Source organism: Streptomyces sp. NBC_00358 (assembly GCF_036099295.1).
Classification (GTDB): domain Bacteria; phylum Actinomycetota; class Actinomycetes; order Streptomycetales; family Streptomycetaceae; genus Streptomyces.
Genome location: NZ_CP107976.1, coordinates 7,328,998 through 7,351,769 on the forward strand (window position 1 = coordinate 7,328,998; position 22,772 = coordinate 7,351,769).

At 71.4% G+C, this 22,772-nt stretch carries 16 protein-coding genes and 1 tRNA gene; 8 read left to right on the plus strand and 9 right to left on the minus strand.

All coding sequences use genetic code 11. The annotated features are described in order from the left end of the window. Positions 1 to 15: 15 nt before the first annotated feature. From OHT01_RS31325 to OHT01_RS31335, 3 genes are all read right to left on the minus strand, one after another. Entirely contained in the window at positions 16 to 3,891 is a 3,876-nt protein-coding gene (locus tag OHT01_RS31325; protein WP_328556460.1) for a Pls/PosA family non-ribosomal peptide synthetase, read from the minus strand. A gap of 333 nt (positions 3,892 to 4,224) precedes the next feature. After that, a complete protein-coding gene (locus OHT01_RS31330) occupies positions 4,225 to 5,211 on the minus strand; it encodes a polysaccharide deacetylase family protein (RefSeq protein ID WP_328556461.1) in 987 nt (328 codons plus the stop codon). A gap of 46 nt (positions 5,212 to 5,257) precedes the next feature. Continuing rightward, entirely contained in the window at positions 5,258 to 6,184 is a 927-nt protein-coding gene (locus OHT01_RS31335; protein ID WP_328558338.1) for a glycoside hydrolase family 11 protein, read from the minus strand. Positions 6,185 to 6,828: 644 nt separating this feature from the next. Between OHT01_RS31335 and OHT01_RS31340 the strand changes: the two genes are divergently transcribed. Next, a complete protein-coding gene (locus tag OHT01_RS31340; protein WP_328556462.1) occupies positions 6,829 to 7,713 on the plus strand; it encodes an ABC transporter substrate-binding protein in 885 nt (294 codons plus the stop codon). 52 nt (positions 7,714 to 7,765) lie between these two features. Here the strand turns inward: OHT01_RS31340 and OHT01_RS31345 are convergent, their stop codons facing one another. Together OHT01_RS31345 and OHT01_RS31350 are read right to left on the minus strand one after the other, a co-directional pair. Beyond that, complete coding sequence (locus tag OHT01_RS31345) at positions 7,766 to 10,546, minus strand: SpoIIE family protein phosphatase (protein WP_328556463.1); 2,781 nt, start codon at positions 10,544 to 10,546, stop codon at positions 7,766 to 7,768. Between the two features lie 174 nt (positions 10,547 to 10,720). Continuing rightward, positions 10,721 to 10,808: transfer RNA gene (locus OHT01_RS31350), tRNA-Leu, on the minus strand. A gap of 186 nt (positions 10,809 to 10,994) precedes the next feature. Here OHT01_RS31350 and OHT01_RS31355 point away from each other — a divergent pair. The 3 genes from OHT01_RS31355 (at position 10,995) to OHT01_RS31365 (ending at position 13,994) form a co-directional block, all read left to right on the plus strand. Continuing rightward, complete coding sequence (locus tag OHT01_RS31355; protein ID WP_328556464.1) at positions 10,995 to 12,320, plus strand: M20/M25/M40 family metallo-hydrolase; 1,326 nt, start codon at positions 10,995 to 10,997, stop codon at positions 12,318 to 12,320. A gap of 245 nt (positions 12,321 to 12,565) precedes the next feature. Beyond that, on the plus strand, positions 12,566 to 12,799 hold the full coding sequence (gene chpH / locus OHT01_RS31360) for a chaplin ChpH (protein ID WP_328556465.1): 234 nt from the start codon (positions 12,566 to 12,568) through the stop codon (positions 12,797 to 12,799). Positions 12,800 to 13,019: 220 nt separating this feature from the next. Beyond that, complete coding sequence (locus OHT01_RS31365; RefSeq protein WP_328556466.1) at positions 13,020 to 13,994, plus strand: chaplin; 975 nt, start codon at positions 13,020 to 13,022, stop codon at positions 13,992 to 13,994. A 180-nt stretch (positions 13,995 to 14,174) separates the two neighbouring features. Here the strand turns inward: OHT01_RS31365 and OHT01_RS31370 are convergent, their stop codons facing one another. Beyond that, positions 14,175 to 14,363: a DUF5703 family protein gene (locus tag OHT01_RS31370; RefSeq protein WP_328556467.1), complete on the minus strand. Its 189-nt coding sequence runs from the start codon at positions 14,361 to 14,363 to the stop codon at positions 14,175 to 14,177. A gap of 47 nt (positions 14,364 to 14,410) precedes the next feature. Here OHT01_RS31370 and OHT01_RS31375 point away from each other — a divergent pair, with 47 nt between their 5' ends. After that, a complete protein-coding gene (locus OHT01_RS31375) occupies positions 14,411 to 15,100 on the plus strand; it encodes a hypothetical protein (protein WP_328556468.1) in 690 nt (229 codons plus the stop codon). A 179-nt stretch (positions 15,101 to 15,279) separates the two neighbouring features. Here the strand turns inward: OHT01_RS31375 and OHT01_RS31380 are convergent, their stop codons facing one another. Beyond that, positions 15,280 to 17,574 carry a helix-hairpin-helix domain-containing protein gene (locus OHT01_RS31380; RefSeq protein ID WP_328556469.1) on the minus strand — a complete coding sequence of 765 codons (2,295 nt, stop codon included), beginning with the start codon at positions 17,572 to 17,574 and terminating at the stop codon, positions 15,280 to 15,282. Further along, positions 17,571 to 18,554, minus strand: a complete 984-nt coding sequence (locus tag OHT01_RS31385) for an aldo/keto reductase (RefSeq protein ID WP_328556470.1) — start codon at positions 18,552 to 18,554, stop codon at positions 17,571 to 17,573. The genes OHT01_RS31380 and OHT01_RS31385 overlap by 4 nt, the downstream gene beginning before the upstream one ends. 287 nt (positions 18,555 to 18,841) lie before the next feature. Here OHT01_RS31385 and OHT01_RS31390 point away from each other — a divergent pair, with 287 nt between their 5' ends. Together OHT01_RS31390 and OHT01_RS31395 are read left to right on the plus strand one after the other, a co-directional pair. Next, a complete protein-coding gene (locus tag OHT01_RS31390; RefSeq protein ID WP_328556471.1) occupies positions 18,842 to 19,897 on the plus strand; it encodes an LLM class F420-dependent oxidoreductase in 1,056 nt (351 codons plus the stop codon). A 227-nt stretch (positions 19,898 to 20,124) separates the two neighbouring features. After that, positions 20,125 to 20,913 carry a ferritin-like domain-containing protein gene (locus OHT01_RS31395; protein ID WP_328556472.1) on the plus strand — a complete coding sequence of 263 codons (789 nt, stop codon included), beginning with the start codon at positions 20,125 to 20,127 and terminating at the stop codon, positions 20,911 to 20,913. A 12-nt stretch (positions 20,914 to 20,925) separates the two neighbouring features. Here the strand turns inward: OHT01_RS31395 and corA are convergent, their stop codons facing one another. Continuing rightward, complete coding sequence (corA, locus tag OHT01_RS31400; protein ID WP_328556473.1) at positions 20,926 to 21,924, minus strand: magnesium/cobalt transporter CorA; 999 nt, start codon at positions 21,922 to 21,924, stop codon at positions 20,926 to 20,928. 98 nt (positions 21,925 to 22,022) lie between these two features. On the opposite strand from corA, the gene OHT01_RS31405 reads away from it, so the two are divergent. Continuing rightward, a complete protein-coding gene (locus OHT01_RS31405) occupies positions 22,023 to 22,709 on the plus strand; it encodes a histidine phosphatase family protein (protein ID WP_328556474.1) in 687 nt (228 codons plus the stop codon). The last annotated feature ends 63 nt before the right edge of the window (positions 22,710 to 22,772 follow it).

Genomic DNA, 22,772 nt, shown 5'->3' on the forward strand with positions numbered 1-22,772 from the left:
ATCAGGTCAAGTCTGCTACGAACGCCAGGCCTCGATCGGATTGCCCAGCCAGCGGGTGTCGTCGGGAACGGACTCCGCCGCCATCACCAGCGACGCGGGACCCAGGGTGGAACGGGCCCCGACGGTGCTGCCGGGCAGGACGATTCCGCCCGGACCCAGGGTGGCGCCCTCACGGAGGACCACAGTATCCGTCCGCAAGATCCGGTCGTGGAAGAGGTGGGTCTGCAGCACACAGCCCCGGTTGACCGTCGTCGCGTCCCCGAGTGTCACGAGGTCGGTCTCCGGCAGCCAGTAGCTCTCGATCCACGCGCCCTTGCCGATCCTGGCTCCCAGCCCCCGCAGCCACGCGGTCATCAGCGGCGTACCGGGCACGGAACCCGCCAGCCACGGCACGGCGACGACCTCCACGAACGTGTCGGCCAGCTCGTTGCGCCACACGAAACCGCTCCACAGCGGATGCTCACCGGCACGGTGCCGGCCGACCAGCAGCCACTTCGCCACGATCGAGACCAGGCACCCCAGCACACCCACGGCGAGCAGCACGGCCCCGGAGAACGCCCACGCCCACGGCCCCAGCGCGCAGAGCGCGGCGACCGTCAGCACGGCCAGCGCCGCCGAGCAGAACACCGGCACCAGCCGGCACAGCTCGACCAGACCGCGGGCCCACAACAGCCGGGCGGGCGGATCGTACGTACGGCTCTGGTCGCCGCCCTGCGCCGCGCGCGGCAGCTTCATCGGCGGCAGCCCCAGATACGAGCTGCCCTTCTTCGCCTTCTTCGGCGTCGCCGACAGCACACCGACCAGACCACCGTCCGGCACGCTGCGGCCCGGAGCCGTCATCCCCGAGTTGCCGAGGAACGCCCGGCGGCCGATCTCGGCCCGCCCGATGCGCATCCAGCCGCCACCGAGCTCGTACGGCGCGGTCAGGGTGTCGTCGGCGAGGAACGCGCCCTCGCCGACCGTCGTCAGACTCGGCAGCGCGAGCACGGTCGACACCTCGGCGCCCCGGCCGATCCGCATCCCGAGGAGCCGCAGCCACACCGGCGTGATCAGCCCGGCGTACAGCGGGAACAGCGTCTCCCGGGAGCGGTCCATCAACTGGGTGACCGTCCAGGCCTGCCAGCCGATCCGGCTGTGCGTCGGATGCGTGCCCTCGTGCAGCCCGAGGCTCAGCAGCCGTACGGAGGCCAGGAGCAGCACCGCGTACGCCAGACCGAACGCGAGCGTCGCCGGCACCAGGGCGATCCCGGCACCGCGCAGCGCCGTCCCGAGCCCGGCGTCCGCGCCGACGAACACCCGGGCCACCAGCAGCGCCGCGACCGCGGCCAGCACCGGCAGCGCGCTCAGCGCGAACCCGGTCGCGCCGTACATCGCCCGCCAGTACGTGCCGCGCTGCGGCCGGTCCTTGGGCCAGGCGCGCTTCGCCTTGCCGAGCTTGCGCGCGGGCGCCCCGGCCCAGCGCTGCCCGGTCGGAATCTGCCCCGCCACGGCGGAACCCGGGGCCACCTCGGCACGCTTGCCGACCCGGGCCCCGGGGAAGAGGATGCTGCGCGTTCCGACCACGGCACCGGCGCCCACCTTCACGGGGCCGATCTCCAGCCGGTCACCGTCCAGCCAGTACCCCGACAGGTCCACCTCCGACTCGACGGCTGCCCCGCGGCCCAGCTTGAGCATGCCGGTCACCGGAGGCAGCGAGTGCAGATCCACGTCCGGGCCGATCCTGGCGCCCAGCGCACGGGCGTACCGCTCCAGCCAGGACCCGGTCAGCGAGGTCGCGCCGCTGAACCCGGCGAGCCGCTCGGCCGTCCAGAGCCGCAGGTGGACACTGCCACCGCGTGGATACCGGCCGGGCTTCACCCCGCGCAGCAGCAGCCGCGCACCGCCCGCGGCGACGGCGAGCCGTCCCGGCGGGCTGAAGAGGACGAGCGCACCCGCGCCCACCAGCCACCACGAGGTGTCCGGTGCCCACGGATACGGACCGAACCAGTGCAGTACGTTGCCGAGCGCGGCCAGCGCCACGGTCCAGCGCAGCCCGAGCAGGCCGAACAGCGGGATCAGCACCAGGAGCTGGACCAGCTTGGCGCGCAACGGGACGGGCGCGACGATCCGCTCGGCGCCGTCGTCCTGGCCGGACTTCTCCAGATGCCGGGCCAGCTTGCGCAGCACGGGCTGCTGGTAGACGTCGAGCACGGCGGCGTTCGGGTAGCGGGCGCGCAGCCGCGTGGTGAGCTGGGCGGCCGCGAGACTGCTGCCGCCGATCGCGAAGAAGTCGTCGGCGGCTCCCCCGACGGGGATGCCCAGCACCTCGCTCCACTGCTCGGCGAGCCAGGCCTCGGTGCCGTAGAGCTGCTCCTTGGCACCGGCGGCCTCCAGACCCTCCAGCGGCCAGGGCAGCGCGTTCCGGTCGACCTTGCCGGACGTCCGGGTCGGCAGGTCCTCGACCGGCGCGATCAGCGGCACCAGCGCGGCGGGCAGTTCGGCGCGCAGCTTCTCGACGGCCGCCGCCCGGTCCCAGCCCTCCTGGGTCACGACGTAGCCGACGAGGAGCTGATTGCCGCCGCGCGCGGTCCGCACGGCGGACGCCGCGCCCGCGACACCGGGCAGCGCCTGGAGCGCCGCGTCCACCTCGCCGAGCTCGATCCGGCGTCCGCCGAGCTTGATCTGCTCGTCGGCGCGGCCGAGGAAGATCAGTCCCTCCGGTTCGGCCTTGACCAGGTCACCGCTGCGATAGGCCCGCTCCCAGCCCAGCGACGTGAGCGGCGCGTACTTCTCGGCGTCCTTCTCCGCGTCGAGGTAGCGGGCGAGCCCGACCCCGCCGATCACCAACTGGCCGCTGCCGCCCATCGGCACCAGCTCGCCCGCCTCGTCGACGACCGCCAGCTCCCAGCCGTTCAGCGGCAGCCCGATCCGGATGGGCTCGTCGCCGGTCAGCAGCGACGCACAGGCCACGACGGTCGCCTCGGTCGGCCCGTAGGTGTTCCACACCTCCCGGCCCTCGGTCACCAGCCGCTGCGTCAGCTCCGGCGGGCAGGCCTCGCCGCCGAAGATCAGCAGCCGGACGTCGTTGAGGGTCTCCGGCTCCCACAGGGCGGCGAGGGTGGGCACGGTGGAGACGACGGAGATGTCCTGCTCCACCAGCCAGGGCCCGAGGTCGGCGCCGCTGCGCACCTGGGAGCGCGGTACGGGCACCAGGCAGGCCCCGTACCGCCAGGCCAGCCACATCTCCTCGCAGGAGGCGTCGAAGGCGACGGAGAGGCCCGCCATGACCCGGTCACCGGGGCCGATCGGCTCCTCGGTGAGGAAGAGGCCGGCCTCCGCGTCGACGAAGGCGGCGGCACTGCGGTGGCTCACGGCGACGCCCTTGGGCCTGCCGGTCGACCCGGAGGTGAAGATGATCCACGCGTCGTGCTCGACGCCGGGCCGCCCCGCGGGAACCTCGGAGCGGCCGTTGACGGTCAGTTCGTGCCCGGCGCCGATGACAGCGCGAACCTCGGCCTCGCCGAAGACCAGCTCGGCCCGCTCGGCGGGGTCCTCGGCGTCCACCGGGACATAGGCGGCACCGGCGGCGAGGACGCCGAGGATCGCCACGTACAGCTCGTTCGTGCCGGACGGGACCCGCACGCCGACCCGGTCGCCGAGTCCGACCCCGGCCTCCGCGAGCCGCCGGCGCACGGCCTCGGTCTCGGCGGCCAGGGCGCGGTAGGTGAGGGCGCGTCGGCCGTCGTCGAGGGCGGGCTCGTCGGGGTAGGCCCGTACGGAGGCGTCGAGGATGTCGATGAGCGTGCGCGGTGAGGCGGCCGAAGCGGCGGAGAAGCGCGCCTGGTCACCGAGCTCCGCACGCACCTCGTCGTCGGACAGCGCGAGTACGGGGCCTTGCTGGAGGGCTGCCATCGGGTCCTCACGTGTTGTTCCCGGAGACTCCGGGGAGCCGGTGGGCCCGCAGGTACGCCTGGGGATATTCCGGTCCAGCTCCGAACAAGCCTGCAATTTTAGTACGACGCTAGCCGCGGACCTGGAGATCAGCGATGCGAAGCCCTCCTCAGGAGCTACTGGAACCCCTGGTTCCGGTGCTGTGACGTGGGGATATGTCAGCGTGACGAGATCTGCCCCACATCTTTGCGTAACCCTGTGGACACGTTGAGCGAGGGCCCCGGCCGGACGGCCGGGGCCCTCGCCCCACGGGTGCGCTGCTCCTCCGCTCGGTCCCGTCGGTTTCCCGCCGGGTCAGCTCGTGCTGCAGGAGACCGTCGGCCAGGTCCAGGTGCCGTTGGTCTGGATGGTGACGCCGAAGTTGTTGCCGCTGCCGTTGGGTTTCGCGGTGAGGACCTGGGCGCTCGGGTAGCTCGCGCTGATGTTCCAGGTGGAGAGGATCTTCTCGGGGGCGGGGACGTTCATCGTCACGGTCCAGTTGCTGGAGCCGGTGACCGCGACGTTGAGGTTGTACCGGTCGCTCCACTGCTGGCCGGCCGAGAGGGTCGCGGTGCATCCGCCGCCACCGCCACCTCCGCCGCCCGTGCCGCCACCGTCGGGGGCCACGGCGCGGCCGGTCTGCGGAGAGATCATCCCTGCGCACAGGCCGCGCGAGGCCAGTCCCTGCGCGATGCGCGGGATCGCGGCGATCGTGTTGGCCGGCCAGTCGTGCATGAGGATGATCTGGCCGTTGGTGAGCCGGCCTGCGGCCTGCACGATCGCGTCGGTGCTCGCGCCGTTCCAGTCCTGCGAGTCGACGTCCCAGATGATCTCGGTCAGGCCGTACTTGGCCTCGACCGCCTTCAGTGTCGCGTTGGTCTCTCCGTAGGGGGGTCTGAACAGTTTCGGCGTGCCGCCGCCGGCGGCGGCGATGGCCTGCTGGGTCCGGGAGATCTCCGAGTCGATCTGCGCCTGGCTCTGCTGGGTCAGATGCGGGTGGGTGTAGCTGTGGTTGCCCACCCACATGCCGGCGTCGACCTGGGCCTTCACCTGGGCGGGGCTGGACGCGGCGTACTGGCCCTCGTTGAACATCGTGGCGCGCAGCCCGTTCTGCCCGAGCGCGTTGAGCAGGGTCGACGTGGTGCTTGACGGCCCGTCGTCGAAGGTGAGCCCGACGTACCCGGTGCAGGTGGCCGCCCGCGCGGGGCCGGCGTCGAGGGCGACGGGGCCCAGGGCCGCCGTCGCGACGACGGCCAGTCCCGTGATCAGCGGGCGTAACGAGCGGTGTGGCGCGTGTGCCATCCGGAATCTCATGTGAAGCGGTCCTCCAGTCTCGGGGGTGCGGGGGTCAGCTCGTGCTGCAGGAGACCGTCGGCCAGGTCCAGTTGCCGTTGGACTGGATGGTGACGCCGAAGTTGTTGCCGCTGCCGTTGGGTTTCGCGGTGAGGACCTGGGCGCTCGGGTAGCTCGCGCTGGTGTTCCAGGTGGAGAGGATCTTCGCCGGGGACGGCACGTTCATCGTCACGGTCCAGTTGCTGGAGCCGGTGACCGCGACGTTCAGGTTGTACCGGTCGCTCCACTGCTGGCCGGCCGAGAGGGTCGCGGCGCACCCGCCGGTGCCGCCACCGCCACCTCCGCCGCCCGAACCGGCGTCGCCCAGCGTGATGTTGGAGTTTCCGCTGCTCTGGTAGCCCTCGGTCGCGAGGATCATGTAGTAGTTGAAACTGCCCAGGTTCATTCCGGCGCGGGCCCAGGCGTCGAAGTGGTTTCCGGTGGTGATCGTGCCACCGGTCCGCTTCGACTGCCGGACGCTCCAGTACTGGTCGAAGGTGCGCGTGCCCTCGACGGAGGGGGCGTTGGTCCGCGTCGTCTTGTAGATGTCGTACGTGCCACCGTCACTGGTGACGGTGCCCATGAACGTGCCCGTGGGCCGGTAGGTGCCCCAGTTGTCGACGATGTAGTACTCGACGAGCGGGTTCGACGTCCATCCGTAGAGGGACAGGTAGCCGTTGCCGGACGGGTTGAAGGTGCCCGAGTAGGTCACACTCCTGCGTCCTCCGTTGGCCCAGCCCTTGCCGGCGACGAAGTTCCCGGTGTTGTTCCATGTCGTGCTGTAGTTGCCTGCGGAGCCCAGGTTCATGGACACCGTCCCGCCGCTGTCGGTCCAGAACGAGTAGTAGTACCCGTTGTTGGTGCCGGTCTGGTTCGAGCTGACGACCGTGTCCGCCAGGGCGGTGCCGGGCAGGGTCATCGCGGCCACGGCGACCAGCAGCATGGTGCAGACACCGCTGATGAGCAGCCTGAAGTGCCGGAACGCCGCTGAGCGGCCGCTGCCGCGGCTCGACGGGTGTGCGGATGCGTCGATCATGTGCGTGTTTCCTCCTCGTCCTCGTGAGGCCGGTGGGGGCCGGGCAACGTGACACGACCGCGCGAGGGGCTGTGCGAGGGACTCGCGAGGGTCGCGGAACAGCGGTGCGGGCGACCGGGCGTCGACGTCGCGCAACACGGCCGGGCTGTGCTCGGTGAATCGCGAACAGTGTTGAGCTGGCCCTGTCAACTGTCAATAGTTTCGGCATCGATGCCGAAACATTCGTCCCGCGCCCAGCGTCCAAGTGCTGGAGTAGGACCAGCTCAGATGCCACTTCCGGCCTTCTCCTGAAACCTTGGTCTCCGCGTGTGGATCACGTGAGATCAAGAGTGAGGATGGATTCTTCGAAAGTTTCGAAAGATTTCCAGATCGTGTCGTCGGAGGTGGGAAGCGAACCCGGACACGGCTCGCGCTTTCGGTCGGCCGTCGCGACACCGCCGGAAGACGGGTGATCCGACCCGCGCCCCGGGGTCCTCCCACGTGGCTCCGGCAGTCGTATGGGTCGGGGTGATTTATGGTGACTCCAGGAGTACGCCCCTACCGGAGGTGCAATGATGCGCGCCGCGGCAGCGATCGCCTCCCTGGCTGTCAGCGTGGCGCTCATCGTCGCGACATCGGCTTGTGACCAGGGCGGGTCGGCGTCGTCCAAAGCCCACTACGGCGAGTGCCCGGTCTCGGGGCACTACGGGGAGTTTCACCTGTCACCCCGGACGGCGGGCGCCCTCACGGTCAAAACGACCCTGCCGGCGCCCGGCTGGTGGAACGGCGGCAACACGCCGGCCTCCATCACGAGCGGCTACGAGTACTGCATGGCCGCCAACATCGCCTACCGCTCCGGACTCGACCGGGTGAAGGTCGAGAACGCCCCCTTCCCGGTGGTCGTGTCCGGCCGGACCAAGGACTTCGACCTGGCCCTGGCGCAGATCACGATCACCCCTGAACGGAGCAAGGTGGCCGAGTTCTCCCCGCCCTACCTCTCCTCGACCCTGGGAGTGCTGATCAGGGACGGCGAGAAGATCAACGGGGACAACATCCGTGACGTCCGCATCGGAGTGGCCGAGGGCACCACGGGCCAGGAGTTCGTCAAGAACCGCCTCAAGCCGACCAAGCCCGTCACCGCCTTCCCCAACGACCCGGACATGGTCACGGCGCTGGAGAAGGGACGGATCGACGCGGTCGTCCACGACACGACGATCCTGTTGGGGTATCCCCAGAAACGGGAGGGCAGGGTGCGCCTGGTGGGCCAGTACAGGACCGACCAGGGTTACGGCGCCCTGTACCCGAAGGGGTCGCCCAACAGGGACGAGCTGGACCGGATCATCAGGCAGCTGATCGACGACGGAACGCTCACCAAACTGTCGGCCGTCTATCTGGGGGCCGCTTTCGGCCAGGACCCGGCCAAGATCCCGTACTTCACGGTCGACAACGGCTCCTGAACGCTCCGGCCGTGCGCGCACCCCGGGGCGGCGGTCCCGCCTGGGTCCCGCCTCACAGGTCCGCCATGAGGAGACCGCTCAGGTCCCCGGCGGCTCCGGCGTCGAGCGCCTGCTCAGCCCAGATGATCTTGCCTCGGTCGGTGTACCGGGTCCCCCAGCGGCGGGACATCTGCGCGACGAGGAACAGGCCGCGGCCCCCCTCGTCGGTGAAGGTCGCGCGGCGCAGGTGCGGGGAGGTGCTGGTGCCGTCGGCGACCTCGCAGATCAGGCTGTCGCCGTCGCGCAGCAGCCGCAGGCTGATGGGGCTCCCTCCGTACCGGATGGCGTTCGTCACCAGTTCGCTGACGATCAGCTCGGTCGTGAAGGCGGCCTCGCCGAGCCCCCAGGATTCCAGCCTGCGAGTGGCCTCCGCGCGGATGCGGGGCACGGCCGAGGGGTCGTCGGGGACCTCCCACTCCCCGACCTGCTCCGGGTCGAGCAGCCGGGTGCGCGCGACGAGCAGGGCGACGTCGTCACTCGCCCTGGTGTGCAGCATCGCGTCGAGCACCACCTGGCAGGTGTCGTCCGGGGTGGCGCCGTCCGTACCGGCGAGCGCCTCCCCCAGCATGCCGAGCCCGACGTCGATGTCACGGCCGCGCGCCTCGACCAGGCCGTCCGTGTAGAGGACCAGCCGGCTGTCGGCGGCCAGCCGGAGCTCGGCCGTCTCGACCGGAAGGCCTCCTCCGACGCCGAGCGGCGGGGCTACGGGGATGTCGGGGAAGGTCACGGAGCCGTCGGGCGAGACCAGCGCCGGACCCGGATGACCCGCCCGGGCGAGAACACACCGCCCGGAGACCGGATCGTAGACCGCGTACAGACAGGTGGCACCGGTGATGGCCTCGGTGTTGCCCTCGGCTGCCGCGTCCTGGTCGATCCGGGTGATCAGGTCGTCCAGGTGCGCGAGAAGCTCGTCCGGAGGCAGGTCGAGGGCGGCGAAGTTGTGCACCGCGGTTCTCAGGCGGCCCATCGTCGCGGCGGCGTGCAGACCGTGCCCGACGACGTCGCCGACCACCAGGGCCACCCGGGCCCCCGGCAGCGGGATGACGTCGTACCAGTCGCCGCCCACCCCCGCCTGGGCGGGCATGTACCGGTGCCCGACCTCCAGGGCGGACAGCTCGGGGAGCGTGCCGGGCAGCAGGCTGCGCTGGAGGGTGACGGCCGTGGTGTGCTCGCGGGTGTACCGGCGCGCGTTGTCGATGCACACGGCCGCCCGGGCGGCCAGTTCCTCGGCGGGGGACAGGTCGTCCGGCTCGAAAGGGTCCTGCTCCGAACGCCAGAACTCCACGACCCCCAGCAACTGGCCGCGGGCCTGGAGCGGCACCGAGATCATGGAGCGGATACCGAATTCGATGACCTTGCGGGCCCGCTCCGGGTCCTGGGCCCGCCAGCCGTCAGCCGTGGCGAGATGCTCCACCAGGACCGGCCGGCCGGTGGTGATACCTATGGCCACGGGGTTGCCGGGCACGTAGTGCATCAGCGTCCCGACAGGGTGAAGCGGCGCGTCCTCGCGGACACCCGCGGCCGCGATACGGCGCATTTCCGTGCTCGCCCCCGTCGGTTCGCCACCCTGGAGCACGGATTCCACCAGCTCGACGGTGGCGAAGTCCGCGAAGCGCGGGACCGCCACCTCGGTCAGCTCCTCGGCGGTGCGGTTCATGTCCAGGGTGGTGCCGATCCGCGTGCTGGCCTCGTAGAGCAGTTGCAGGCGCCCGCCCGCCACGTCCGCCCGGCCCGCGAGGGCGCGCAGCTCCGTGGTGTCCCGCAGGGTGGCCACGCTGCCCCCCTGCGCGCCCACCGGCCGCACGCTGACCGCGAGCAGGATGTCCCCGGCCAGGAAGACCTTGTCCGTGGCCGTGCGGCCCGATCCGAGCAGTCCGGCCAGGGCCGGGTTCAGCCCGAGTCCGGTGACCGGCCTGCCCTCGGCCTCCGGCGGCAGTGCGAGCAGCCGGCGCGCCTCGTCGTTGGCCAGCAGCAGCCTTCCGTCACCGTCCAGAATGATCACGCCTTCACGGACCGCGTGCAGCACCGCGTCGTGGTGCTCGTACATCCGGGTCATCTCCACCGGCCCCAGGCCCTGGGTCTGGCGCCGCAGACGCCCGCTGACCAGTGCCGACCCGCCCGCGGCCAGCAGCAGCGCGACACCTCCGGAGGCGAAGAGCACCGGTAGCTGGTTCTTCACCACGCTGGTCACCTTGTCCACCGTGACCCCCACGGTGACGAGGCCGACCGCGGTCCCCTTCTCGTCGAAGACCGCCACCGTCGAGTCGACCGCCTTCCCCAGACTGCTGTCGAACGTGGTCTGGTGGGGCTCGCCCTGGAGCGCCTGGCCGTAGGAGGTGGAGACGTGCTTCCCGATCTGGTCCGGGTCCGGGTGGGTCCACCGGAAGCCGTAGGGGCTCAGCGCCACGACGTAGTCGACTCCGGTCTTCTTGCGCACCGCCTCGGCGTGCGGCTGGAGAGCCGCCGTCGGGTCGTCGCTCTTCATCGCCTCCGCGGTGCCGGGGGCGTTCGCGAACGACTCGGCCGCCACCAGCGAGCGGTCGGCGGCTTCCTGGATCGCGCGGTTCCGGTCCTGGATCACGAGCACCACCACGGCCGTGGCGATGAGCAGCAGGACGACCACCAGTTGCAGCAGGAAGACCTGACCCGCGACGCTGCGCGGCTTCCGCAACAACAGCCGACGTCGGCCGGCCGAATGGTGACGGGCCTTCGGGCCGGCTTCCGGCGGCCCGGCCTTCGGCGGCGAGCGATCGCCCCGTCGGCTCGCTGGGACGTATCGCCCAAGTTTGCCCATTTTCCCAGTATCAGTGACCTGCCCGGCGGGCGCGGCTCAGGACGGGACCGGGCTGGGCCGGTCGGGCCGGTGCCGTGGCGGGCGAAGGCTCCGGGAACGAAGAATTCCCGGTGAGTCAGGGACTCACCGGGAATTCGTGAACATATTCGGGGACAGTCTCGTGAAGGTCCCGACTGGTGTCCGAGGGGGGACTTGAACCCCCACGCCCGATAAAGGGCACTAGCACCTCAAGCTAGCGCGTCTGCCATTCCGCCACCCGGACAAGGTGTTTGTCGCGCGGGTTTCCCTCGCGGCGACAGAGGAAACATTACCAGGCTTTCGAGGGCCTCCGATCACCCCCCGTCGCCGCGTGAACGGCGTGTGACGGGCCGGGACCGGCCTTGGGGCGGGAAGGGGATCGGGGAGAGGATGAGGGGGACCACCAGCGGCGACAGCGGGAGGAAGCAGCGTGAGCGAGAGCGGCACGACCAGGAACGTCACGGGCGAGGACGAGGTAGTGGACCTCTGTCGTGAGCTGATCCGGATCGACACCAGCAACTACGGGGACCACTCGGGCCCGGGCGAGCGCAAGGCCGCGGAGTACGTCGCCGAGAAGCTCGCAGAGGTCGGACTGGAGCCGCAGATCTTCGAGTCGCACAAGGGGCGTGCCTCCACGGTGGCCCGGATCGAGGGCGAGGACCCGTCGCGGCCCGCGCTGCTCATCCACGGCCACACCGATGTCGTACCGGCGAACGCGGTGGACTGGACCCACCATCCCTTCTCCGGCGAGATCGCCGACGGGATGGTGTGGGGCCGCGGCGCGGTCGACATGAAGGACATGGACGCCATGACCCTGGCGGTCGTACGGGAGCGGATGCGCACCGGCCGCAAGCCTCCGCGTGACATCGTCCTCGCCTTCCTCGCCGACGAGGAGGCGGGCGGAACGTTCGGCGCCCGGCATCTGGTCGACAAGCACCCGGATCTCTTCGAGGGCGTCACGGAGGCGATCGGCGAGGTGGGCGGGTTCTCCTTCACGGTCAACGAGAAGCTGCGGCTGTACCTCGTCGAGACCGCGCAGAAGGGCATGCACTGGATGAAGCTGACCGTGGACGGCACCGCCGGACACGGATCGATGATCCACAAGGACAACGCGATCACCGAGCTGTCCGAGGCGGTCGGCCGGCTCGGCCGGCACAAGTTCCCGGTGCGCGTGACGAAGACCCTGCGGCACTTCCTCGACGAGCTGGGCGACGCCCTCGGCACCGAGCTCGACCCGGAGAACATGGACGAGACGCTCGCCCGGCTCGGCGGTATCGCCAAGCTCATCGGCGCCTCCCTGCAGAACACCGCCAACCCGACCCAGCTCGGCGCCGGTTACAAGGTCAACGTGATCCCCGGGCAGGCCGTCGCACATGTCGACGGACGCTATCTGCCGGGCTACGAGGAGGAGTTCCTCGCCGACCTCGACCGGATTCTGGGCCCGCGCGTGAAGCGTGAGGACGTGCACGCGGACAAGGCCCTGGAGACCGGCTTCGACGGCGCCCTCGTCGACGCCATGCAGACCGCGCTCTCGGCGGAGGACCCGATCGCGCGCGCCGTGCCGTACATGCTCTCGGCCGGCACCGACGCCAAGTCCTTCGCCGACCTCGGCGTCCGCTGCTTCGGTTTCGCCCCGCTGAAGCTGCCGCCGGAGCTGGACTTCGCGGGCATGTTCCACGGCGTCGACGAGCGGGTGCCGGTGGACGCGCTCCAGTTCGGCGTGCGGGTACTGGACCGATTCATCGACGCGTCGTGACATGGAGTGACACGTCGTGACATGGCATGGCATGGCGTCGCCGGGCCGTCCCGACGACCCGCCGACCGGTCGTGCCCACCTTCCGGCGACGTGTCGTGGGGTGTTGACGCCGACATTCGCCCGTGCGTGCGGAGGCCGCCCGGGACGGGTGAATGCGACCATAAGCCCATAGCTCTAGTAATCCCTCCTCGTTACAGGTGTTGCGATCCGCTGCTTGGGATCGCATTTGCCTACAAGGAGGAATAATGATCAAGAAGATCGTCGCCGCCGCGGCTGCCACTGGTGGTCTGGTTCTCGCGGGTGCGGGTCTGGCCGTCGCCGACTCGGGCGCCCAGGGCACCGCTGTGCAGTCCCCGGGCGTTGCCTCCGGCAACGTCGTTCAGGTGCCTGTTCACATCCCGGTGAACGTCTGCGGCAACACGATCTCCGTGATCGGGCTGCTGAACCCCGCCTTCGGCAACGCCTGCGTCAACCACTGACGTTGTGCCTCGTCCCGTGAGGGGGCACCCCATGGGTCACCTCATGGGGGTCACTTCGTGAAGGTCTGAGCTCGTCGGCCTCGGAGTGCGCGCCATGCGCTCCGGGGCCGACCGGCTTTCCGCGCACACGTCCCGTCCCGTGGGCGTGCGCGTGTTCCGGATGGTCCACGTCCCCAGGACTGTTGGTCCACGTCCCAAGGACTAAGGCAGGGATTCAGCTATGCGACAGGTCACCCGCAAAGGCCTGATGACCGTGGCGGCGGCCAGTGGTGTGCTCGCGGTCACCGGTGTCTCCGCACACGCCGACTCGGGCGCGATCGGCTCCGCGTCGGGCTCTCCCGGCGTGCTGTCGGGCAACACGGTGCAGGCGCCGGTGAACGTGCCGGTCAACGTCTGCGGAAACACCGTGAACGTGGTCGGGCTGCTCAACCCGGCGATGGGCAACGCCTGCGTCAACCACGGCGCCCAGGGGGGTGCGTCCGGCGGTCACGGCGGCCGGGGGACCCGCTCGGGCGGTGGCTCGTCGGCCGTCGGCCACACCGGTCACTCGCCGGGGGTGGGTTCCGGCAACCATGTACAGGTGCCGGTCGACGTCCCGGTCAATGTCTGCGGCAACAGCGTGAACGTCATCGGGGCGGGCAACGCGACGGCGGGCGACGATTGCGCCAACGACGCGACGGGGGGTGGCCGCCACGCGCACGCGCCCGGCGGCCACGAGACACCCCGGCCGGGACACCCGGGTCAGCCGGGCCACCCCGGACACCCGGGCCGGCCGGGCCACCCCGACCACCCTTGTCCGCCGGGCCACTCCGAGCACCCGGGTCACCCCGGTCACCCTGGTCACCCCGGTCACCCCGGTCAGCCGGGCCATCCCGGTCACCCGGGACACTCCCAGCACCCTGGTCACCCCGGTCACTCCCAGCACCCCGGTCACCCGGGGCAGCCCGGAACCCCCGGCCTGCCGGGCACCCCGGGTCAGCCGGGCACGGTCCCCGCGGGCAGCGGCCCGCACCATGGTGGTGTCTCGCAGATCGGTCAGCCCGGCTCGCGGGCCGCTGTGCGGACCGCCCCGGACAGTGCGGCGCAGCTCGCCCACACGGGCAGTGAGCTGCCGCTCGGCGTGGTCGTACCGGCGGGGGCCGCCGCGCTCCTGGCCGGAGCCGTGCTCTACCGCCGGGCGCGATCGGCGGCGTAGCGCACCGATGGAGTGATGATCACATCAGGGTGAGACGCGCAGTCGGGAGCCGGGCCGGTGCGGCGCAGGAGTGATCGCTGCGCGGCACCGATGTGACCGGCCGCCACGGCCTTGGCCCGTGACCCGAGCGACGGTGCGGGCCCCGCGACGGCGGGGCCCCACCGGTTCAGCGGCCGTCCGTCACCACGTGGCACGCACCTGGCGGATGATCCGTCGGCGCATCCGCACTCTGCGGCTGCCGTCGCGCAACAGACTCAGGCGGTCCAACTCCCAGTGTCCGTACTCGGCATGGTCCGTCAGCAGACGTGTCGTCTCCTTGCGGGAAACCCCGCGAGGTACGTACACGTCGACAAATTCGTATTCCGGCATCGCATCTATTGTGCGGGCAGAGGCCCTGTACGGATAGCGTCTGCACTATGTCTGATGCTGTGCAGCCCACCGCTGCCGAGGTACGTGCCGCCGCCGAGGCGGTCAAGACCGCACTCGACCGCCACCTGGCCGCGGTCGAGCGCAGGACGGGCGACGACGACCCGGCCGTGTACGAGGCGTTCAACGAGCTCGCCGCGGCGGCCGAGGAGTACGACGAGGTCCTCTACGACCGCTATGACGAGGTCACGCCCTTCGAGATCCCCGGCAGTGACGACACGCTGCCTCCGTACACCGGACCCGAGGAGCCGAACGCGCTGAGCGTGGTGATCCGCCGGGACTACGCGGTGGTGGAGCCGCAGCGACTGCTGGCGCAGGCCCAGCGGGTGGAGGCCGTGGAGGAGGACGGCGCCACCGCCACCGAGGGCTTCGACGCGGCGTCCGGCACCGTTCACGGTGCGCTCGGGGTCCTCTTCGGAGAGTTCGAGCCGGACGAGATCGCCACCCGGCACAAGGAATTCGGACTGGAGGAGGGCGACTCCACACTCTGGGTGACCGCCGCGGACGAACCCGCCGAGCCCGGTGAGTGGCTGGAGGCACCCTTCGAGTCGATCGACCCGCAGCGTGTCGTCTGCCGTTTCGACGTCAGCGCCGTCTTCGACGACGAGTCGGACGACGACGATCTGGACGACGACCTCGGCCCCGACGGCGAGACCGACCCGCTGGACGGGGACCGCTGAGGCGGGCCCCTCACGACGCCGCACACGGGTGGCGGCCACCGGATTTCCGGTGGCCGCCACCCGCGTTTCGCCGCACCGCCGCACTCTTCGCACCGCCGCACCGTTCACAGCGGTACGGACACCCAGGGGCCCAGCCGCACTCGTGCTGCGGCCCCCTGTCCAAGGGTCCGGCGCGCTGATCAGCCCTGTGCCGGTGCCTGCGCCTTCAGCAGGGCCTGGAGGCGCGTGGTGCGCGGCTTCTGGGGGACCTCCGCCACCGCGTGCGGCAGGGCCTGCTCCACCCCGTGCACGACGGACAGGTGCCGCTCGGCCCGCCCGAAGGCGGTGTAGACCCACGGCCGGGTCAGGGCCGCCGCTGCGTCGCCGGGGAGCACCACGACCGCGGCGGGCCAGCGCAGGCCCACCGCCTGGTGCGCGGTGAGCGCCCACCCGTGCCGTACGGCCTGCTCCACCCGCTCCTTCGGTACGACGACAGGGGCGCCCGAGCACTCGAGGTGCAGGCCCTCGGCGTCGGCCTTCACCACATGGCCCGGCAGCGTACGACCGGGTGCGGGGGAGTAGACGATCCGGTCGCCCGGGTCGAAGCCGCCGAAACGGCCGGGACCGGGATTCAGCCGTTCCTTGAGAGCGGTGTTGAGCGCCCTGGTGCCGACCGCGCCGCCGTGTCCCGGGGTGATCACCTGTGTCTGCTCGGCCGGGATGCCGATAGCGCGCGGCACCGAGTCCGCGACCAGCTGAACGGTCCGGTGCACCGCCTCGCCGGCGTCGCGCACCGGGACGATCACGACCTCCTTGCCGGGCGCCTCGACCTGGTTGAGCTCGCCGATGCCGACCCCGGACACCAGCTCGCCGATGGGGCCCGGGTCAGGAGTCCGCGAAGCCACCTGCGGGCAGGCGCGGGCGGCGAGCAGGTCGGCGAAGACCCGGCCGGGCCCCGCCGACCAGAGCACCCCCGGATCACCGCTCAGGACGAGGCGGGCCCCGTCCGGCAGCGACTCGGCGAGCATCGCCGCCGTCTCGACGTCGAGCTGCGGCGCGTCGAGGACGACCAGGACGTCCAGGTCCAGGGCGCCGTCCGTGTCCCGGCCGGGACCCTCGCTTCCGGAGAGGAGCCCGGCGACGGTGGCGACACCGGTCGCCGCCCCGTCGGCGGGACCGTCCGCGGGGGCGCCGGTCTCTCGGGCCGGGAAACCGTCGCGGCCCACTGCGGTGTGCGTCGCGGCCCAGCCGCGCAGGCCGAGCCCCCGCGCCGCGCGCAGCAGCGCCGCGGCCTCGGCCCGGGAGGCGTCGCCGCCGGTGTGCAGGACCAGGCCGTGCGTGGCGACCGCCCGGATCAGCTCCCCGGCGGAACGGGGTGCCGCGGCCGCGGCCCGCTCCCAGTCGGCGGCCGAACCGTCCTCCTTCGGCACCGAGTTCATCACCCGGGCGAGTCCGTCGGCGAGGCTCTCCTCGGCGAGCGCGTACCGCTCCAGGCCGATCAGGATCCGCACCGGGCGCTCCTGCGGCTCCTCGGCGTCGTCGTCCGCGTCGTCCTCGGGCGCCGGGGCCGGGGGAGCCGTGTCCAGCGCGTCCTGGAAGACGAGGGCCTCGCCCTCCGCCAGAGCGCTCTGCACGGCCGCGTCCGGGTCCGGCACCGAGCGCTGGGAGAGCGCGGCGGTGAGCTGCGGGGCGTCCAGCGCGGTGTGCCCGGCGACGGCCGCCTGTTCGAGCAGCCACAAGGTCAGTGCCATGCCACGACGCTCGTCGTCCGGGCCGCACTCCGCGCCGAGCAGTTCCCGGGAGAACCCGTCGGCCTGCTCGGGCCGTACTCCGGGAACCCGCAGCAACTGCCAGGGGTCCTCGCGCAGTTGGTCGTCGGCTCCTTCGCCCAGGACCGCGACGACCTGTGCGGCGAGCGCTTCGGGGGCGCCGCCCGCAGCCAAGACGGCACGGACGGCCCCGACGGCTTCCGGCGCGGCGGTCGGGGCGGGCGCGGTCGCGGCGGCCACAGGTCGCGGTCGCGGTACGGGCTCCTGCGGGGCCCTGCGCGGTTCGGGAGCCGGCTCACGGAAGGCGGTGGACACGGGCTTCTCGCCGCTCTCCACGGCCCGCACCGCCGCGAGCAGGTCCGCGGCCGTGCCGCTGAGCTTGGTCCCGGCCTCGATCGGTGCCTGCTTCTCGGCCTTCCGCCGCTCGATCCGCTCCCGCTCCACGCGCTGGGCCGCCAGTTCGGCAGCCGCCTCGGACAACTGGGCGGCGCCTTCGGCGGGTTCGGCCCCCGCGGCGGCCTCCGTCCCGGCGACGGCCTCCGCGTCCGTACCGTCGCCCGTGACGGTGGCCTCGTCCCCCGAAAGGTCCCCGGAAGGGTCCCCGTCCGGGGAACGCGTGTCCGCGTGGCCCACGTCCTCGCCCGTGTTCCGGGGGGTGCCGGCGGTCGTGTCCGCGCCCGGCGTCCCCGGCTCCGCGTCCTCCGTGGTCTCGGGCTCCGTGCTCACAGCGTGCTCCAGTCGTGATCGGGATAGTGGTGCACCGGGGCCGACACGTCGTCGAGCGCCCGGCAGATCTCGTCAGGAAGACTAAGGGTCTCCACTGACAACGCGGCCGTGAGCTGCTGCGCGTTGCGCGCGCCGACGATGGGCGCGACGACTCCGGGCCGGTCGCGGACCCAGGCGAGCGCCACCTGCAGTGCGGTCACGGCGAGACCGTCGGCCGCGGTCGTCACCGCCTCCACGATTCTGCTCGCCGTGTCGTCGAGATACGGGGCGACGAACGGCGCGAGGTGTTCCGAACCGCCCCGGGAGTCGGTCGGCGTCCCGTTGCGGTACTTGCCCGTGAGCACGCCCCGGCCCAGCGGCGAGGAGGGCAGCAGGCCGATGCCCAGGTCGAGGGCGGCGGGCAGCACCTCCCGCTCGATGCCGCGCTGGAGCAGGGAGTACTCCATCTGCGTACTGGCCAGCCGGGTGCGTATACCGGGTGCCGCGAGCTGCCAGGTGGCGGCCTTGGCGAGCTGCCAGCCGCAGTAGTTGGACACGCCCGCGTAGCGCGCCCGGCCGCTGCTCACGGCCAGGTCGAGGGCCTGGAGGGTCTCCTCCAGGGGTGTGCAGGGGTCGTAGCCGTGGACGTGCCACAGGTCCACGTAGTCGGTGCCCAGGCGGGCGAGCGAGGCGTCCAGGGCCGACAGCAGATGGCTGCGCGAGCCGTCGAAGCGGCGGTCGGGGTCGCGGACGCTGCCCGCCTTCGTCGAGATGACCAGGTCCCGGCGCGGCACGAGCCCTTCCATGAGCTGCCCGAGGAGGTACTCGGCCTCGCCGTCGCCGTACACGTCCGCCGTGTCGACGAGGGTCCCGCCCGCTTCCCAGAACGTCTTCAAGAGGTCCGCGGCGTCATGCTCGTCGGTGTCCCGCCCCCAGGTGAGGGTGCCGAGTCCGATCCGGGAAACACGCAGGCCGGTACGGCCGAGATGCCTCTGCTCCATGGACGCCGAGATTACTGTCCGGCACCGGCCGTGTGGGGGCCTGTGGACAACGGAAATCTCACCGATTGCCGCACGTGACACCCGGTGGAGGGTGCCGGAGTCCGCCACCCGGGCACCCGGGAGGACACAACGGGCGGCACCGGCCGGACGCGAGCGGCGGCGAAGGCCGCCGCGGCAGGGTCTCCGGCACCGCACCGAGAAGGCGAACGCGCCGCTCCCCGCCCGGGGCGCACGCACGCTAGGGTCTCGGACACAGGGACGTTACTGATCGGTAAGGGGAATCGGCCATGCAGCTCGGCATCAATCTCGGCTACTGGGGCGCCGGAATGGACGCGGACAATCTCGCCGTCGCCCAGGAGGCCGACCGGCTCGGATACGCCGTCTGCTGGGCCGCCGAGGCCTACGGCTCCGACGCGGCCACCGTGCTCAGCTGGGTCGCCGCCCAGACCGAGCGCATCGACGTCGGTTCGGCCATCTTCCAGATCCCGGCCCGGCAGCCCGCGATGACCGCGATGACCGCCGCGACGCTGGACTCGCTGTCGGGCGGCCGCTTCCGCCTCGGCCTCGGTGTCTCCGGGCCGCAGGTCTCCGAGGGCTGGTACGGCGTCAAGTTCGACAAGCCGCTGGCCCGCACCCGCGAGTACGTGGAGATCGTACGCAAGGCGATGACGCGTGAGCGGCTGTCGTTCGAGGGCGAGCACTGGACCCTGCCGCTGCCGGGCGGTCCCGGCAAGCCGCTCAAGCTGACCGTGCACCCGGAGCGCGAGCACATCCCGCTGTACATCGCCGCGATCGGCCCCAAGAACCTGGAGCAGACCGGCGAGATCGCGGACGGCGCGCTGCTCATCTTCCCCTCGGCCGAGCACCTGGAGGACACCGCGATCAAGTACCTGCGCGCGGGCCGGGAGAAGGCCGGGAAGACCATGGAGGGGTTCGACGTCTGTCCGACCCTTCCGCTCGCCGTCGGCGCCGACAAGGACGTCCCCGCGCTCGCCGACATGTTCCGCCCGTACACCGCCCTGTACGTCGGCGGCATGGGAAGCCGTAAGCAGAACTTCTACAACCAGCTCGCCCAGCGCATGGGCTACGAGAAGGAAGCCGCCGAGATCCAGGACAAGTACCTGTCCGGCGACAAGGAGGGCGCCGCCGCCGCCATCCCGCACGCGCTGATCGACCAGACGACCCTGCTCGGCTCGGTGGACCGCATCGCCGACCGCATGAAGGCGTACGCCACCGCCGGGGTCACCACGCTCACCCTGGCCCCCGCGGGCTTCACCCTGGAGGACCGGATCGCCTCGCTGCGGGCCGGCTCCGACGCCCTGGAGCGGGCCGGACTCGCGTAACCGGGCCGGGAACGGCGCCGGAGAGGTTCTGCGGCCGTGGTGGGGGCTCGGGGGTCTTCCCCGCCACGGCCGTCACGGGGAACAACGCGCCCGCGGCCCCTTGGTTACGCCCCCGGGCCCCTCTCGTCGTCCACCGTTCGGCGGATTTGTCCGACACATCGGTTGCCGGGCGGCCGTCATCCCATTTGACTCGTTTTCTGCGCAACTCTGCAGAGAGGGTGTCAACGATGCTGTCCGCCAGGAGCCTGTTCCAGGAGATCCTCGACAACGACGAGTCGTACCGGCTCTTCTGCTCCATCGCCGCCAGCGGGGAGTCGCAGGGGGGCTGGGAGAACGCCCGGATCGCCGCACTGGTCCCCGCGAGCGAGCGCGAGCTCGCCCCCAAGATCGCCCGGCACGGCGCAGACGAGGACAAGCACGGGCGGATCTTCAACGCCCTCATGAGGAAGCGCGGCCTCGAACCGGTCGAGGTCCCGTCCGACACCGACTACACGATGCTCCTGGAGCGCCACGGCATCGGTCTGGCGCACGACAGGCTCAAGGGCGACCGGCCGCTCACCGTGCGGGACATCGTCACCTATCTGGCCCACAGCCGGGTCACCGAACAGCGCGCCTCCGAGCAGATGGACCTGCTGCGCAGGCACTTCGCCGACCACCCCGACATCGGCCGCGCGGTGAAGATGATCTCGGCCGACGAGGACAACCACCTCGCCTACTGCCACGAGGAACTGCTGCGCCTGGCGTACGCCGGTCACGGCCGTGCCATCCAGCGGACCCTGCGGGAGTGCGCGCTCGCCGAGATCCGCGTCTACCGGGACGTCAGCCTCGCCGTGATGGCCCACATGGGGCGCCTCCTCGGCTGGTCCAGGGCCCGGGCGGCCCTCCTCGCCGCGGGCATCCACGCCGTGTACGCCTACGAGAGGGCCGCGGGCTGGCGCCGGATGGTCTCGCTGGCGTTGCCCGACCGGCGCGGCGCGCTGAACGGCCCCACCACCACGGCACCGGAATTCGCCTGACGGCACGCGGACCTACAGCCAGCCCCTCCGCTTGAAGAGCCCGTAGAGCCCGATCTCCAGTACGACCATGCACACGATCACCGCCGGATACGACCACAGCCAGTGCAGCTCGGGCATGTGGTCGAAGTTCATTCCGTAGATCCCCGCGATCATCGTGGGGACGGCCGCCATGGCCGCCCACGCGGAGATCTTCCGCATGTCGTCGTTCTGCCGCACGCTCATCTGCGCGAGATGCGCCGAGAGGATGTCGGAGACCAGCCGGTCCAGGCCCTCCACGGACTCGTTGACCCGCAGCAGATGGTCGTTGACGTCACGGAAGAACGGCTGCGCCTTGGCGTCCACGAACGGCACGTCGGTCGCCTTCAGGCCCGAACCCGAGAGCCGGGCCAGCGGCACCGCCAGCGGGACGGTCGCCCGGCGGAACTCCTGCACCTGCCGCTTGAACGCGTAGATCCGCGAGGCGGTGTTCCGTGAGCCGCCGAGCTGCGGCGAGAAGACCTCCGCCTCCAGCTCCTCCAGGTCGGTGCCGAGCTCGGTCGCCACGTCCAGGTAGTGGTCCACCGCGGCGTCCGCGATCGAGTACAGCACCCCCGTCGGCCCGTGCCGCAGCATCTCGGGGTCCGACTCCAGGCGCCGCCGGACCGCCGTCAGCGGCGACTCCTCGCCGTGCCGCACGGTCACCACGAACGAGTCGCCGATGAAGACCATGACCTCACCGGAGGTGACGGTGTCGCTCTCCGGCTCGTACGACACCGGTTTGAGGACCACGAAGAGCGAGTCCTCGTACACCTCCAGCTTCGGGCGCTGATGGGCTTTGAGGGCGTCCTCGACCGCCAGCGGATGGAGCCCGAACTCCTCCGTGACCAGGTCGAACTCCTTCTCGGTGGGCTCATGCAGGCCGATCCACACGAAGGCGTCGCCCTCGGCGCGGCACTGTGCCAGGGCGTCGGAGAGGTCGTCTGGACCCTCCGTCCGGCGTCCGTCACGGTAGATGGCGCAGTCGACGATCACGGAGCGCATTCTCCCGTCGTCGTGGCCGCGTCGCACAGCGGGGGCCGCTTTCCACAGGGCCCGTCGGCTCCACCGGCCGTCCGTTTACGCTGGGCCGCATGCCCACCCTGATCCTCGTCCGGCACGGACGTTCCACCGCCAACACCGCGGGACTGCTCGCCGGCTGGACACCCGGCGTCGCCCTCGACGAGCGCGGCACCCAGCAGGCCGCGGCGTTGCCCGGCAGGCTCGCCGGGCTGCCGATCGCCGAGGTCGTCACCAGTCCGCTCCAACGCTGCCAGGAGACCGTCCAGCCGCTGCTGGAGGCCCGCCCCGAGGTCCCCGCGCACACCGAGGAACGCATCGGAGAGGCCCACTACGGCGACTGGTCGGGCCGCAAGCTCGCCGAGCTCAAGGACGAGCCGCTGATGGACGTCGTCCAGGCGCATCCTTCCGCGGCCGCGTTCCCGGGCGGCGAGTCGATGCGGGCCATGCAGACCCGGGCCGCCGAGGCGGTGCGCGAGTGGAACGCGCGCGTGGAGCGCGACCACGGCGGTGACGCGGTCTATCTCATGTGTTCGCACGGCGACATCATCAAGTCGCTCGTCGCCGACGCACTCGGACTTCATCTGGACCTCTTTCAGCGGATCTCCGTAGAACCGTGTTCCATCACAGCGATCCGTTACACCCGGTTGAGGCCCTTTCTCGTGCGTCTCGGGGACACCGGTGATCTCGCGTCCCTGGCGCCGCGCGAGGAGCCCGCGAGCGGCGACGCTCCGGTCGGGGGCGGTGCGGGCGCACCGTGATCGTCGGCCGCAGTAGGGTGAAGCGGTCGAACCAGCACAGTAGTTGTCAACCCGTTCTCAGCC